Source organism: Algibacter miyuki, assembly GCF_030409805.1.
GTDB classification, from domain to species: domain Bacteria; phylum Bacteroidota; class Bacteroidia; order Flavobacteriales; family Flavobacteriaceae; genus Algibacter; species Algibacter miyuki.
Genome location: NZ_JAUFQP010000010.1, coordinates 464464 through 479147 on the forward strand (window position 1 = coordinate 464464; position 14684 = coordinate 479147).

General features: G+C 29.9%; 12 protein-coding genes. All 12 read left to right on the forward strand.

Annotated elements, in window-relative coordinates; all coding sequences use genetic code 11:
- Positions 1 to 61 precede the first annotated feature (61 nt).
- The gene (gene xerA, locus QWY92_RS09990; RefSeq protein WP_290270823.1) at positions 62 to 1189 is read left to right on the forward strand and encodes a site-specific tyrosine recombinase/integron integrase; all 1128 of its coding nucleotides are present in this window, start codon (positions 62 to 64) and stop codon (positions 1187 to 1189) included.
- A 78-nt stretch (positions 1190 to 1267) separates the two neighbouring features.
- Positions 1268 to 1537 carry a hypothetical protein gene (locus QWY92_RS09995; protein ID WP_290270826.1) on the forward strand — a complete coding sequence of 90 codons (270 nt, stop codon included), beginning with the start codon at positions 1268 to 1270 and terminating at the stop codon, positions 1535 to 1537.
- Entirely contained in the window at positions 1534 to 1914 is a 381-nt protein-coding gene (locus tag QWY92_RS10000) for a hypothetical protein (protein ID WP_290270827.1), read from the forward strand. Before QWY92_RS09995 ends, QWY92_RS10000 begins: the two co-directional genes overlap by 4 nt.
- A 228-nt stretch (positions 1915 to 2142) precedes the next feature.
- A complete protein-coding gene (locus tag QWY92_RS10005) occupies positions 2143 to 2664 on the forward strand; it encodes a hypothetical protein (protein ID WP_290270829.1) in 522 nt (173 codons plus the stop codon).
- Positions 2665 to 2805: 141 nt separating this feature from the next.
- Positions 2806 to 4680, forward strand: a complete 1875-nt coding sequence (locus QWY92_RS10010) for an ATP-dependent nuclease (RefSeq protein ID WP_290270831.1) — start codon at positions 2806 to 2808, stop codon at positions 4678 to 4680.
- 300 nt (positions 4681 to 4980) lie between these two features.
- Positions 4981 to 5307: a helix-turn-helix domain-containing protein gene (locus QWY92_RS10015; protein ID WP_290270832.1), complete on the forward strand. Its 327-nt coding sequence runs from the start codon at positions 4981 to 4983 to the stop codon at positions 5305 to 5307.
- Positions 5308 to 8403 carry an Eco57I restriction-modification methylase domain-containing protein gene (locus tag QWY92_RS10020; RefSeq protein ID WP_290270833.1) on the forward strand — a complete coding sequence of 1032 codons (3096 nt, stop codon included), beginning with the start codon at positions 5308 to 5310 and terminating at the stop codon, positions 8401 to 8403.
- Positions 8400 to 10292, forward strand: coding sequence for an Eco57I restriction-modification methylase domain-containing protein (locus tag QWY92_RS10025; protein WP_290270834.1), 1893 nt, complete (start codon positions 8400 to 8402; stop codon positions 10290 to 10292). The genes QWY92_RS10020 and QWY92_RS10025 overlap by 4 nt, the downstream gene beginning before the upstream one ends.
- A 465-nt stretch (positions 10293 to 10757) precedes the next feature.
- Positions 10758 to 11489 (forward strand): phospholipase D family protein, encoded by a 732-nt coding sequence (locus tag QWY92_RS10030; protein WP_290270836.1) that lies wholly within the window; start codon positions 10758 to 10760, stop codon positions 11487 to 11489.
- A gap of 151 nt (positions 11490 to 11640) precedes the next feature.
- Positions 11641 to 12336: an SH2 domain-containing protein gene (locus QWY92_RS10035; protein ID WP_290270838.1), complete on the forward strand. Its 696-nt coding sequence runs from the start codon at positions 11641 to 11643 to the stop codon at positions 12334 to 12336.
- Positions 12337 to 12498: 162 nt separating this feature from the next.
- Positions 12499 to 13830 (forward strand): hypothetical protein, encoded by a 1332-nt coding sequence (locus tag QWY92_RS10040; RefSeq protein WP_290270839.1) that lies wholly within the window; start codon positions 12499 to 12501, stop codon positions 13828 to 13830.
- A gap of 143 nt (positions 13831 to 13973) precedes the next feature.
- The gene (locus QWY92_RS10045) at positions 13974 to 14561 is read left to right on the forward strand and encodes an XAC2610-related protein (protein WP_290270841.1); all 588 of its coding nucleotides are present in this window, start codon (positions 13974 to 13976) and stop codon (positions 14559 to 14561) included.
- Positions 14562 to 14684 lie beyond the last annotated feature (123 nt).

Genomic DNA, 14684 nt, shown 5'->3' on the forward strand with positions numbered 1-14684 from the left:
CTATTCGTTTAAGATACGGTTAAATTATTTTATATAAATATCTTGTTTTAAAAACTTTAATATGCTAAATAAACATGTGACATTAAAACATCTTTTTATTAAAGAGCAACAATGTATTGGATTACAATTCAATGCAGATAAAGTTATCCAAGCTCTAATTAAAGAGTTACCAAGCCCTAAATGGAGTAAAGAGTTTAATATGGTATATATTATAAATAATAAATCAAATATTAATTTGATTTTCGAGAAGTTTGAAGGTGTTGCTTGGATTAATTGCAACTATTTTTTTAACGATAGAAAACTAAATAGTGATAATAAAACTACTGATATATCTTGGTTTAGAAATCGACCTGTAAAAAAAAACTTTAGAACATGTCCTGATGAATTTTTACAAAAATTAGAGTTAAAAAAATATTCTAATAGCACAGTAAAAAACTATGTTCATAGTTTTGAGAAATTTATTAACTATTATAAAGAAAGAGAATTATTTAGCATTAACGAAAATGATATTAGGATTTATCTTAAAAAGTTAGTTAACGAAGATAAATCTAATTCATATATTAATATGGCTATCAATGCTATTAAATTTTATTACGAAATGGTTTTAGGAATGCCTAATAGATTTTACTCTATTGAAAGACCTCGAAAAGAGTCAAAATTGCCAAAAGTATTATCTAAAGAAGAAATAATTACAATAATTAATAGTACCAACAACATAAAACATAAATGCATTATAAGCTTATTATACTCATCTGGTTTGCGCAGAAATGAGCTCTTACAATTAAAAATAGAAGACATCGATAGTAAAAGAATGGTTATTAGAGTGGAACAAGCTAAAGGTAATAAAGACCGCTATACTGTGCTCAACAAAAGTGTTCTGGAAGACATGAGAAAGTATTTTAAAATTTATAGACCTAAAACATATTTATTTGAAAACCCGATATCTGGTAATAAATACAGTAGTTCTAGTGTACTACAAATTGTAGTTAAATCTGCAAAAAACGCTGGTATTAAACAAAGAGTTACTCCACATATGCTAAGACATAGCTTCGCTACTCATTTACTAGAAAGCGGTACTGATATTAGATATATACAATTACTCCTAGGTCATAATTCTACCAAAACAACTGAAATTTACACACACGTTGCTACAAGTTCCTTTACAGAAATTAAAGATTTACTATCTTAGTGCACATATAATAGATATATAGTTAATACTAACTATATATATTTGTTGTGGGTAATTTAAAAAAACATTTAGTAAATAATGCCAATTAATATTTATAAAGAAAAAAATAATGAAAGGCTAGCTTGGTTGTGCGATAAAAGTTGGGATTTACCATATCAAATTTCTGAACTGGAAAATTGGTTAGAAAAAACTGGAAAACACCTTCCTATTGGGCAGTATGTTGCTGACATTGGATTTGGAATTAGAAATGAGGCAAATGGTGGTGGCGGAGTTATTAGTAAAAATATGATAGGTATTATGAGCAAAATTGGAATGGAAATTTATCTTTCAGAATACCCATCAAAATGACCAAATCAAAACGGCTGGATTTTTTAAAATCCTATCTCAAATTGTACGGAGTTGAAAGAATTGAATTAACGAATGAAACAGTTGACTCAATTAGTGGAATTGCAATTTATGATGAAAATGACCCAGAAGAAAGGCAGGAATTTATTTGGCATAAAACTGAAAGACAAGTTCCTTCACCAGAATTGAATATTCTGATTGAAAAAATTGTGACGGAAAAATGGCATACTGGAGACAAAATTTCGGAACATATTGAGGAGCTGGAATTAGAGGAATTTGACAACTCGCTTAAAGAAAAAATACTGACTGAATTATTTGACGTCCGAATTAGAATGGTTGACGATGGAGAAGAAACGGACTCTTATTGGGTACATTATTGAGCGAAAAACTACCCACAACAATGCCTAAACGTAATGCGGACTTTATGGCTAAATCTAAAGGTCTGTGTATATTTATAATGTCGCTAAATCTTTGGGATTTAGCTTTGGACAAGAAAAAATAAAAACTAAACCAAAAGCTTTAGCTTCGTGCGTAGACGGAAACTAAATGTTTCCTTACTTCCGCACTACGCTTAGCCGAACCGTTGGCAAACATTTGAAAAAAACGAAATGAGGATAATTCCATCTGATAAAATTGAAATAATAACTACTCTTTCAAATCAAGAAGTCAGAAAAATATTAGCGGAAAATATTCGACCAAAAAAAAGACTGAAAATTGGATTTGACAAATCTCAAGAAAAGGAATTGTTTGAAGGAAATTTTGAACAAGACAAGTTTGAAATTCAGCGAATAATAACTGGTCGGAATTCTTTTCTTCCTCAAATCAAAGGAAAAATTCAACCGAATATAAATGGAACCAAATTAGTTGCGGAATTAAAAGTTCACACTTTTGTAATTGTGTTTATGCTATTCTGGTTGACTTTTGTCGGATTTTCCTTCATTATGGGAATTGTAGGGGTTATAAATCAAGGAACTAATCCTATTTTGCTAATCTTTCCATTAATAATGATTGGTTTTGGAATCAGACTGGTACATTACGGATATAATAGTCAAAAGGACAAGTCTATAACTGATTTAAAGAAAATTATAAACGGACAACTAAAAGAAAAAACGTTTGCCAACAATGTATAAACGCAATTACGGCGGATTCGACTTCGTCCGAATCCAAACGTAATTGCTAAAGCCTGTGCTCAATCGAAAATTTCCGTATATTTATTCCGTAACTGACGTTTATACCAAACCGTTGGCATTAATACAAAACCAGAACTATAAATGACATTTCCATTTGATATTACGATTAATCTATCTCAATCAAGAATAAAAGAAGTTCAAAATAAAAAAATCACTATTCATAATGGAATCACTACATTTTTGGGTCCCAATGGAGCTGGGAAAACACAATTACTTAGAGGATTAAAAGTTAGTTTAAACTCTCACCTAAATGGAAAAAAAATAAGATATGTTTCTGCTGGAAGACTAAGCCCAATGGAAAGTTATCGTTCGGACAATCAAGGATACGGAAACACTATACAATTTGACAATGCTCAATTTGGAGATAAAAGTGCCGTTTCAAGAAGACATAAAAATGAAACAATTCTAGGTGATATTGCTACTCTTTCGGAACGTGCGGATATACTTATAAAAATTCAAGAAAGATTAAGGAAATTATTCAATAGAGATGTGATTATTGATTGGGATGGAGGAATGTTAAAAGTTTTTTTTGCTAGAATAGATAGTGATAGTAGTGAAAGTTATTCTTCAGCAAGAGAAGCGAGCGGTTTGTTACATTTAGTCTCAATATTAGCAGCTTTATATGATGACGAGGTTGGTTGTCTACTTATTGATGAACCCGAAGTTTCATTGCATCCTCAATTACAAGCATTCTTACTTGAAGAAATTAAAAAAGTGGCTGGTAGAAATAACGAGATTGGGAAAAAACTTATTTTTATTTCTACCCATTCTACAGAATTCGTAGAACTCAGTTCGGTACAACAATTGGCTTCAATAGTCTTTTGCAAAGATATTTTTGAGAATCCCGTACAAATTGACCCAAGTTTAGGCGAATTTCAAGGAAAAAAATTACAAGCACTTCTTGCTAGACTTGGTCAAGAACATAAACTTGCCTTATTTTGTCATAAGCCTTTACTTGTAGAAGGTCCAAGTGACCAAATTATTTGTTCTGCAATAAGTAGAAAACTCTCTTTAAATACTGAGGCAGCTGGCTCTCAAATTTTACCTGTCACAGGAAAAGGTCAGTTTCCAGTAGTAATCAAATTAATGAGACTAATTGGTAAAGAGCCAAGTATTTTGGGTGATGCTGATGCGCTTACAGATGGTTTAGATATCATTAGCTCTTTCACTACTTTAAGTTCGGCAAATAATCTTGCAAACGAACTAGGTCATCGAGATGCTTCAAAATTTGCTCGTGATATATATAATGATTTTTGCCTTCAAATATCTGAACATTGGAATGATATTAGCTCACTTTGTAAGAAACATTATTATTGGGTAAATAGAGATAAAGAAAAAGAAGAAATTATTGCACAAAAAAGAAGTGCTTTTTGTTGGCTATTTAACACAGATAATGAAATCATTAAAACTCAACCTAATGGAGAATCTTGGTTAACAATAAAAAATCGTTTAAGTTCATTATTAGACTTTTTGGAAAAATTAGGTTGCTTTATTCTTAGAAAAGGTACAATTGAAGCCTATTATCAACATTCAGAAACATTAACAAATGATGAAAAACCTAACGCTGCATCATACGAGGTAAATGGATTAATGGACGAAGACGATATAAAAGTTAAATCTGCTTATTCTGACATTATAAGACCAATAAAGTTTTGTTCGAGTGCAAAAGAAATAAACGAAGCACAAGCTACAAGGGATTTATTATTAGCAATTGCATCACCTGCTTTAGCTTCAATTAATAAAAATACATCTGATAATGAGTTAAGAATCCTATCTAATAGCTTATTAGGTGACAAATCAAATTTATTTAAGCTAAGCTGTATTGTAGAAAGGGAAGATATTTTTTTAAACATTGAATTATTATCTAATATTTTAGATATAAATGGATTTCCTATAAAAATTAAAAAAGGAGCAAATCCAATTGAGGTTGTGAATAATTCATTGGGATTAAAATAAAGTACTAATGCCAACACAGTATATAAAAAATTGCTATTTTGTGCTTAACCAATGTTAGTTGCTTTGTTTGCTAGCTTCTGATTTTCCTTCGGAAAATCCTCGCACACAAACACGCAACATTTCATATACATAAACGTTAGCCACAAGCTGAAAAGCCAACCGCACAGTCAAGCACATTTCATTTTTTTCGTGCCTCAAAAAATAAAAAGAGCTTGCCTTTTTCCACCACCACCTGAATAGGAAATCACGAAATATTTATTATATTTGTCAAATACTGACAAGTCTAAATATTCAAGTCAAATGAAACAATATTTTGGGGAATACATTAGGAATTTACGAACGAAAAAAGGACTTACTTTAACGCAATTAGGTGCTAAACTTGATTTAGATTCTGCAAACCTTAGCAAAATTGAAAATGGAAAAAGAGAGTTTGATGAAAAAAGACTTGAATTATTAGCTTCAGTTTTTTGTCTTGATATTGAAAATTTAAAAACAGAATTCTTTAGTGAACTCTTTGCGAAAAAAATATACGAAACTAATTGCTCTACAGAAGTTCTCAATGTTGCCGAAGAAAAGGTAAAATACTATAGAGAGCAAAATGTAAAACAAGGAAAACTTAAATTATAGATGTCTCAGAGAAAAGAACAATTAACCGAATTGGTGCAAAGATACCAAGCCTTCAAAGAAGAAGGACGTTTAGATTTAAGCTCTGAGGAAACCATCAGAACGTGGATAAATGAATTACTTTCTATCTTTAATTGGAATGTGATGGACACATCTCAAGTACTTCAAGAGAAAGTTTTATCTAGAGAAGAAAAAGAGAGATTAGTAGAAATTGACTCAACCTCTACTCGACCAGATTACACTTTTAAAATAGGAAATCAAAAACTTACTTTTCTTGACGCTAAAGCAGTTTCGGTTAATATAGAAACAAGCACCTCTTCCGCTTTTCAAATAAAATCTTATGGTTGGTCAATTTTGGCTTCTTGTACATTTTTAACAAATTTCGAGGAATTTGCTATTTATGATTGTACTTATGTTCCAAACCAAGGTCAGCCAGCTAACTTAGGTAGAACCTATTTAAAAATAGATGATTATGTTGAGAATTTTGACGTTTTAGAAACACATCTTCTTAAGTCTAACATCTTAAATGGAACTCTTGAAAAACTTTATGCAAACACTCTTAAAAATGTAAGTAGTGTTCAAAAGCTTTCACCTGACTTAGTTTTTGCAGAACAGCTTTCAAAGTTTAGATTATCTCTGGCTAAAAATATTGTAGAAAACAATAGCGACCTGATAAGCAATAATTCAGAGTTACTAGCTTATCTAACACAAGTAATTATAAATCGTATAATATTTATTAGAATTTGTGAGGCTAGACGAATTGAAAGAGATGGCTTGCTATTAACCTTTCAGGAAAATGGGTTTTGGTCTGAATTCAAAAATTCATCTTACAATGATTTCTTCGAACATTATGACGGACCTCTTTTTGATAGAATAAGTGATATCCAAGAATTAGAAATAGATAACGAAATCATTAAGGATTTAATAGATACACTCTATTATCCTTCGCCTTATAGATTTGAGGTTATTCCAACAAAACTTTTGAGTGACATTTATGAGATTTTCTTATCAAAAAAACTAATAATTGAAGATGGAGAAGTTTCAGAGAAACTTAAACTTGAATACATTAAAACTAATGGTGCTATTAGTACACCTCAATATTTAGTTCAAGACTTACTTAAAAGAACTATCATTAAGGAAAGTCTGACAGAAAGAGGGCTTGAAAGTATTTCAGAAACTAAAATTTTAGATTTTGCCTGTGGTAGTGGAATTTTTCTAATTGAAACTTTTGATTACTTACAAGATATTTTCATTGATTACTACAAAGAAAATCCATCCCAAGCTTTTAGTCACTTCTTTTTTCAAAACTCTGATTTAACAACATTAACTATTGCTGGAAAAAGGCATTTAATATCTAATTGTATTTTTGGTGTCGACATTGACCCAGAAGCAGTTGAAGTTGCTCGAATGTCATTGTCACTTAAAGTTGTTGATAGTTCCGAATTTTATGAAAACTATCAAGAAATTGGAATCTTTGGTAGTCAAATCTTAAATAACGTTGGGAATAATATTAAATGTGGTAATACACTAGTTTCAAAAGATATAACTGTAAAATATCCACTAATAATTTCAGACCAGCCACAACTTTTTAGAACAAATGCATTTGACTATAATAGCGAAGATGGTTTTTCTGAAATTTTTGATACTAAAGGTGGTTTTGACTACATAGTTGGTAATCCACCTTATGTTGAAGTCAAGAATTATAATGTAGAATATCCTATTATGCATCAATACATTAAAGCGGAATATGAAACTACAAAAAATGGAAAAATTGATTTAGCTGTAGCTTTTATAGAAAGAGCATTTTCAATTTTAAATGATAGAGGGAAATTAGGACTAATTGTTCAAAGAAGATTTTTCAAGACTGATTATGGAAAAAAAATTCGTGAATATATTAGTTCTAGAAACTTACTTTCGCAAGTTATAGAGTTTGAAAGTTCGGATATATTTCCAAATCGAATAACATATATAGCAAATCTTATTTTGGATAAAGCCAGACCAGAGAGTATTTCATTTTTGAAAATTGATTCTGATTTAGAGCAAATTCCTTCGACTTTGCGTAGTATCGAACCATTTGAAAATGATGACACTAAATTTTCGACAATACCTTCTAGCGGATTAAATCAAAATCCTTGGAATTTTGAAGATGCTGATTTGCTTGCGATAAAAACTTTGCTTCTAAACAATCACGGAAAATTTGGAGATTTTGCAAAAGTAAAAGTTGGTATTCAAGTTCTCTGGGATAGAGCTTATCATATCAAAGTAACATCAATAAATGATGATGGTACACTTACAGGAAACACGCATCTCGAAGAAAATATTACAATTGAAATAGATGCTTGTCGTCCATTAATGGTTAATGAAAAATTTTATCCTTTTTGCAATGACGAAACATCTACTTATGTAATTTTCCCTTATGACACATCATTAGAAGAAAACATACCTATTCCATTCTCTGAATTCAACGAACGATTTACATTAGCAGGTCAATATCTCAATAGGCATAAGGATGAAATTGTTAGTAATGTGGCAACTTGTGATGGAGAGGAAGTTTGGCATCAATTCACTAGAGTGCAAAATCATAAAGCAATTTATCCTAAGGTCTTACTGCCAATGACTGCAAATGATACATACGCTACAGTTACACAGAATCCTTTAAACTACTGTGACAATGCTAATATGTTTTTCATTGATATTCCAGAAAAAAACGAAAATAATTTGTTTGCAATGTCTGGAATAGTTAATTCTACTTTATTTTCAGTTTTAGCTAGGTCAATTGCATTAAGTCAAATGAATGGGTATTTTAAATTTAATAAACAGTTTATAGAACCAATACCGTTTCCTAAGGAGAATTTCAATACTAATATTGCTTTAGTAAATGAGATTTCGGCAATAGCAATTAGTATTAATCAAACACAGCAACGATACAGAAGTTCATCACCAAGACAAAAGACTACATTAAAGACTTTGCTTAACACATATTGGACTAATCTCGATAATAAAGTCTATGAATTGTACGATTTGTCTAATGACCAAATTTCCTTTTTCAATGGAAGAGGTAGAAACATTAACAGAATAGAAATACTTGATAGATTATGATTAATAAAGAGATATCAAAATTTCTAAATGAGCTATCTGACAATTTATCAATTGTCAATAAGCTAATTATTGGTGCTTATCTTAAATTTAATAACATCAAAATTAAGAACAATAAATTAATTCTTTCTTGTATCCAAGGTAATGATAAACAAACGATTGATAAATTCATTAATTTAATAAAACTAAAGAATGGAAAATTTGACTTTGAAGATGTAATTCATTTATTTGAAACCAGTATACCTTCAAAGGATGTTTCTGTAAATGGAGCTGTTTACACACCTAATTATATAAAAGATTATATAGTTAAAGAAACACTTTATAAAATAAAAAATGCTGATTTACCTGATATAAAAGTAGCAGATATTGCTTGTGGAACTGGAGCCTTTTTATACACTGTAGCTCAAGAAATAAAGGTTAAGTCTAACAAAAGTTATTTTGACATTTTCAAGCAAAATATTTACGGTCTTGATATTTCTGATTATACAATTACTAGGGCAAAAATTTTACTCACGCTCTTAGCACTTTCTAATGGAGAGGATGAAAAAGAATTTGAGTTTAATTTAATGGTTGGAAATGCTTTAGATTTCAACTGGTATAAAAAAATAAAAGATTTCAATGGTTTTGATATTGTTTTAGGTAATCCGCCTTATGTTCGAGCGAAAAATTTGAGTGAAGAAACTAAATCGCTTTTATCAAATTGGGAAGTTACAAAAACTGGAAATCCAGATTTGTACATTCCTTTTTTTGAAATAGGTCTCGAATACTTAAAACCAAGTGGAATACTTGGTTACATAACTGTAAATACTTTTAAGAGAAGTGTAAACGCTAGAAACCTTAGGGAGTATTTTAAAACTAATCTATTCGACTTAAAAATAATAGATTTTGGTAGTTCACAAATATTTGCAAACAAATCTACTTATACCTGCATTGTATTTATTGAAAAACAAAAATCAAATCAAGTTAAATACCAAAAAATAACAGCTAAAGATTTTCTAAATAAAAATCTAAAAGACTTTACTCGAATCAATTATAATCTATTAAACACAAAAAAGGGTTGGATTTTAAATAAACCAGATGTTTTAAAGAATATAAACAAAATTGAAAGTATTGGTATTCCATTAGGAGACAAATACCCAATAAGAAATGGTTTAGCCACATTAAGTAATGATATCTTCATATTTAAGCCAGTTGATGAAGATGAAAATTATTACTACCATCAAAACGGAAAACTTCACAAAATAGAAAAAGGAATTTGCAGAGATGTTATAAAACCTAATAGACTAAAGGCAGAATCAGAAATTCCGGTATTAAAAGAACAAATAATATTTCCTTATTATCAAGATAATTTTCAAGCAAATAATTTCGACTATAAATCAAATAAGAAAATAGTATTTGACGAAAATTACTTCAAAGAAAATTTTCCTGAAGCATACAAATATTTAGAAGGAAACAAGGTTCAGCTATTAAATAGAGACAAAGGAAAAAAAACAAAATATAAATGGTTTGAGTTTGGAAGAACACAAGCATTGAATGATTTTGGTAAAAAGTTACTATTCCCTTATATGGCTGGACAACCTTATTTTGTTTATACCGACCAGGATGACTTATTACTATATGCTGGATATGCTGTTTATTTTGATTCGGAACGAGAACTAAAAGTGCTAAAACGAATTTTAGAATCTAAAGTGTTTTGGTATTACATTAAAAAAACTAGTAAGCCATATTCAGGCAATTATTTTGCATTAGCTAAAAATTACGTAAAAGATTTTGGAATTTGCAATTTAAATGAAAATGAAAAAAATTATTTACTAACGACTGAATCATTTGATGAAAGAAATGACTTCTTATTGGAAAAATATAACATAAATCCAACAGCATTAGCCGAATAAGCCCACGCTTAAAGCCATACACATTTACAGTCGCATCATCCAAGCTTCACCAAAACTGTAAAAGAGTATGTCTTTGCCAACGCTAGCAAGTTTGCGGAAAAAAGCCAGTGGCTAACAACGTGTATAAAACATAGCTATTATAGGCTTTACGAGAGGTTTTTGTATATTTACAAAGTACGCCAAATTTTTAATTTGGTTATATTTAAAAAATAAAATTAAACATAAAAATTAAAATTTCGGCTCGTGCTAAATCCGAAAAGTTAGTGTCTATTTATACGCTACGTTTCATACACAAGACCGTTGTAAACAATTGCTCACGAATCTCAAAAATGGGGAACAAAACTTTCATTGACGGAAAAGGTTATGTCAATTATAAAGGATTTGAAAAGCACGAAAATTCTGATTGTTTAGTTTTATTTATTATAATAATTTCTTTATTTTCGATTCTCAAAATTATAATATAAAATGGCAAAATTCCTAAACACTACAGGTGTTTCATATCATTTAGAAGAACTAATAAAAAATACTACAGACAGATTAATTTTAATTAGTCCATATCTTCAATTTCATAAAAGAGTTAAAGACCATTTGGAAAATTTAAACATTCAAAAAAAAGACATCCGAATTATTTATCGAGAAAACAAATTACAAGTGGCAGAAAGTAATTGGTTGGAAAGTCAAATAGGAATTAGGACAAGCCTTTGCAATTCTCTTCACGCAAAATGTTATTTAAATGAAAACGAGGCGATTGTAACTTCAATGAATTTATATTCTTTTTCGCAACAGAATAATGATGAAATGGGAATTCACGTTACCAAAGAAAAAGATGCTGATTTATATAATGACATTTACAATGAAGTTCAAAGACTTTTAACGATTAGTGAGGAAATACGAATTACTGTAAAAAAAGTTGATAAGGAAATTGAACAGAAAACTGAAGAAAAGATTAAAAAAGTTCAAGAAAATAAGGATTATACAAAATCTAAATTATTAACAACAAAAGAATTGTCAAAATTGACTGGTTTGAGTAGTCGAAAAGTTAACAGCTGGTTTACCGAAAATAAACTGATGTATAAAAAAGATGACGATTGGATTACAACAAAACGTGGAAAAGAAACTGGTGGAATTGAAAAAAATGGACAATATGGACAGTTTGTTATTTGGCCAGAAAATATAGCGAAACATATAACCGAATAAAAAACTGTTTACAACACCGTGTATAATTAATTGCTTGTTTTAAGCCTACTTACGAACATTCCTGCGGAATATTCTATCCGTGATTTATTTGCTAACTTAGTGCCTAAATCACGCAACTAACCATACACAAAACCGTTGTAAGTCATACAAAATGAGAACTTATCTATTAATTTCCTGTACTAAAAAGAATGAAAATTTTATTTCTAAAGTAGAATGGAATGAGGATGAAATGGGACAAAAAATCATTTTTGAATCCGAATTTGAGACAATAGCAAACTCATTATTAAATGTTAAGTTAAATAAGAGACTTGATGAGATTTGTAAAATTTGGCTTAAATTCAATCAAGAAAAATATAGAGGTGGAACGAATTGTCAAAATGGAATAATTGAAGTTCCGTCTGACAATTGGATATGTAAATTAGATAAAAAACTGTGTTTATTACAAGCTGTAATAGAATTAAATAATAAATCTGATTTTTATGAAAAGTGTCACGCAAACGAAATCGAGAAAAATAATATTATAAAAACAATAGAAAGCAAAAAATATAACGGATTTCATCATTTGGCAGGAAGGTATCAGTGCCCTAAATGTCAAAAAGATAAAAAACAAGAAAAATTTAGTTTTCATTATCCTTGGGAATTTATTCCTTTAATAGACCTTGAGCTAAAAGAAACCGATTTTGAAATCTTAAAAAAAGAAACTGACAAAATTCTTTCAAGAGATTTCGCAAAAGACCCAATAATCTGTAGTAACTGCGCTATTGATTTAATAAAAAAGCATCTACCGAATGAAAGTAGGTTTAAAATATTTGAATATATAATTGATAGAAAAAAATTAAACTTATAAAAGTACGCCTTACAACACCGTGTAAAAAACATTGCTTATTTTAGTTAAACCGAAAGGTTGTTGCTTTTTTGCTAACTCTGATTTTCCTGCGGAAAATCCTCGCATACAAAAACGCAACGTTCCTTACACATAAACGTTGGCAGCAACCTGAAAAACAACTAAATGATAAACAAACATATTTTAGATTTTAACGAAAACTTAATTGGGCTTAGGGACTTTGTAGAACTAATTGACCCATTCCTAAATGAAAAGCTTGAAGAACACGACCAACATCTTCAACCTCTGATTTTATCCGCAATGCTCAAAGAAGTATTAACTAATCCACAAGACTTCGAACAGGAAGACAAGGAAAAATACACGGAATTTCAGCAAAAACTCACCAAGGACCTTGAGGCTAAATATTCTGAAATACCTGATGTTATAATTGACAAAAAAGAAGATGGAGAACAAAAAAAATATTCAATAAAAATTGCGAATACAAATAGTGAAGTTTCAAAACATTTAGATAACGTTGCTAAAAACAGAAGTCATATTGAATTACTTTATACTAATTCTCTTATATCGACTTTAAGTTCTGTAGAATGGTTTTTCTCTCAATTATTACATTTCTTTTATGACAAACATCCAGAATCAGCAGGCGTTCAAAAAAGGACAATGACTTTGACAGAATTGAAAAGTTTTGGAAGTATCGAAGATGCAGAAAAGTATTTAATTGATGTAAAAATTGATGAAATATTGAGAGGGAATTTTGAAAGTTGGCTTAATTTATTAAAAACAGAATTATCACTTGGACTTGGTTATCTAAATGATATAATGGACGAGTTAATTGAGGTTTACCAAAGGAGAAACCTATTTGTTCATAATGGAGGAATAGTAAACTCTATATATCTTTCAAAAGTCAACGAAAAAGAAAGGAATGGAATTTCCCTCAATGATAAGTTAACAGTTGATAAAGAATACCTTGATAATGCAATTTGTAAACTACAAAAGGCATTTATTCTTATAGGTGCTGAGCTTTGGAAAAAATTAAGTCCTGAAGATACTTCAAGAGGCGATATTCTTGGAGACATTGTTTATGAAAACCTACTCCATTCTCGATGGGAAATTTGTGAAGGTCTGTGCTATTTTTCACTTAAAGATTCACAAATTGACCCAGTTGACAAGGTTATTGCTCAAATCAACTATTGGCTATGCAAAAAGGAAACAGGGGAATATAAATCAATTGAAAAAGAAATTAATAAAGCTGACTTTTCAGATAAAAAAGAAATATTTCAATTAGGCTTATTTGCATTACGTGGAGAAACGGAAAAAATCCTAGAAACCTTACCAATAGTTCTTGAAACTAATCAAACAAATATTGAGAGAATAGAACAATTTCCATTACTTAGAGAATTTAGAGAAACCGAAGAATACAAAACGTTTAAAAAAGAGTCAAAATTCTTCAAAGAAAAAAATAAAGAAGTTATAACACCAAATAAAGTAGAAAAAGAATAAAGGCAGCTGCCAACACCGTATATAATTTATTGCTAGTTCAAGCCTACTTACGAAAATCCTCGCGGATTTTCTATTCGGTTTTTATTTATTAACTTAGTTGCTTAACCACGCAACAAACCATATACAAACACGTTGCCAGTAATATGAGAAAAACTCTGCTAATATTAATAATACTGTTTTCATTTGAACTTTATTCACAAGAAATAATAAAGTTTTCAGATGCGGAATTTGAATTTTGTCTGACAAAAAAATGCGGAGAAACTGACTGTGAAATAACTAAAATTGAGGTTCTGAAAAATGGAATCTTAAAGCAAACTATAAAACCGAGCGAAAACTATTTCAGCAAAACATTTCCAAACGACCAACTATTCGCAATTGAGGATATGAATTTTGACGGAAAAACGGATTTTAGGCTAATGGAATTTCTTCCTGCTGGACCGAATGTTCCTTTTCTATTTTGGATTTATAATCCGACAAATGAACTCTTTGAAGAAAACAAAGATTATGGAGAAATAACTTCACCTGAATTTGATTACGAAAAAAAGCAAATTAATTCGACTTGGAGAAACGGTTGTTGCGAACACGGACGAGATATTTATGAATTAACAAACGGAATTCCAAAATTGACCGAACGATTTGTTATTGGACATAATTCGGAGGACAAAGAATATTATGAACATTGGAAAGTTGAAAACGGAGAATTAAAACTAATTGAAAAGAAAGTTGAATAAAATACTACTGGCAACACCGTATATAATTTATTGCTAGTTCTAGCCTACTTACGAAAATCCTCGCGGATTTTCTATTCGGTTTTTATTTGCTAAATTACGTGCTAAACCACGCAACAAACCATA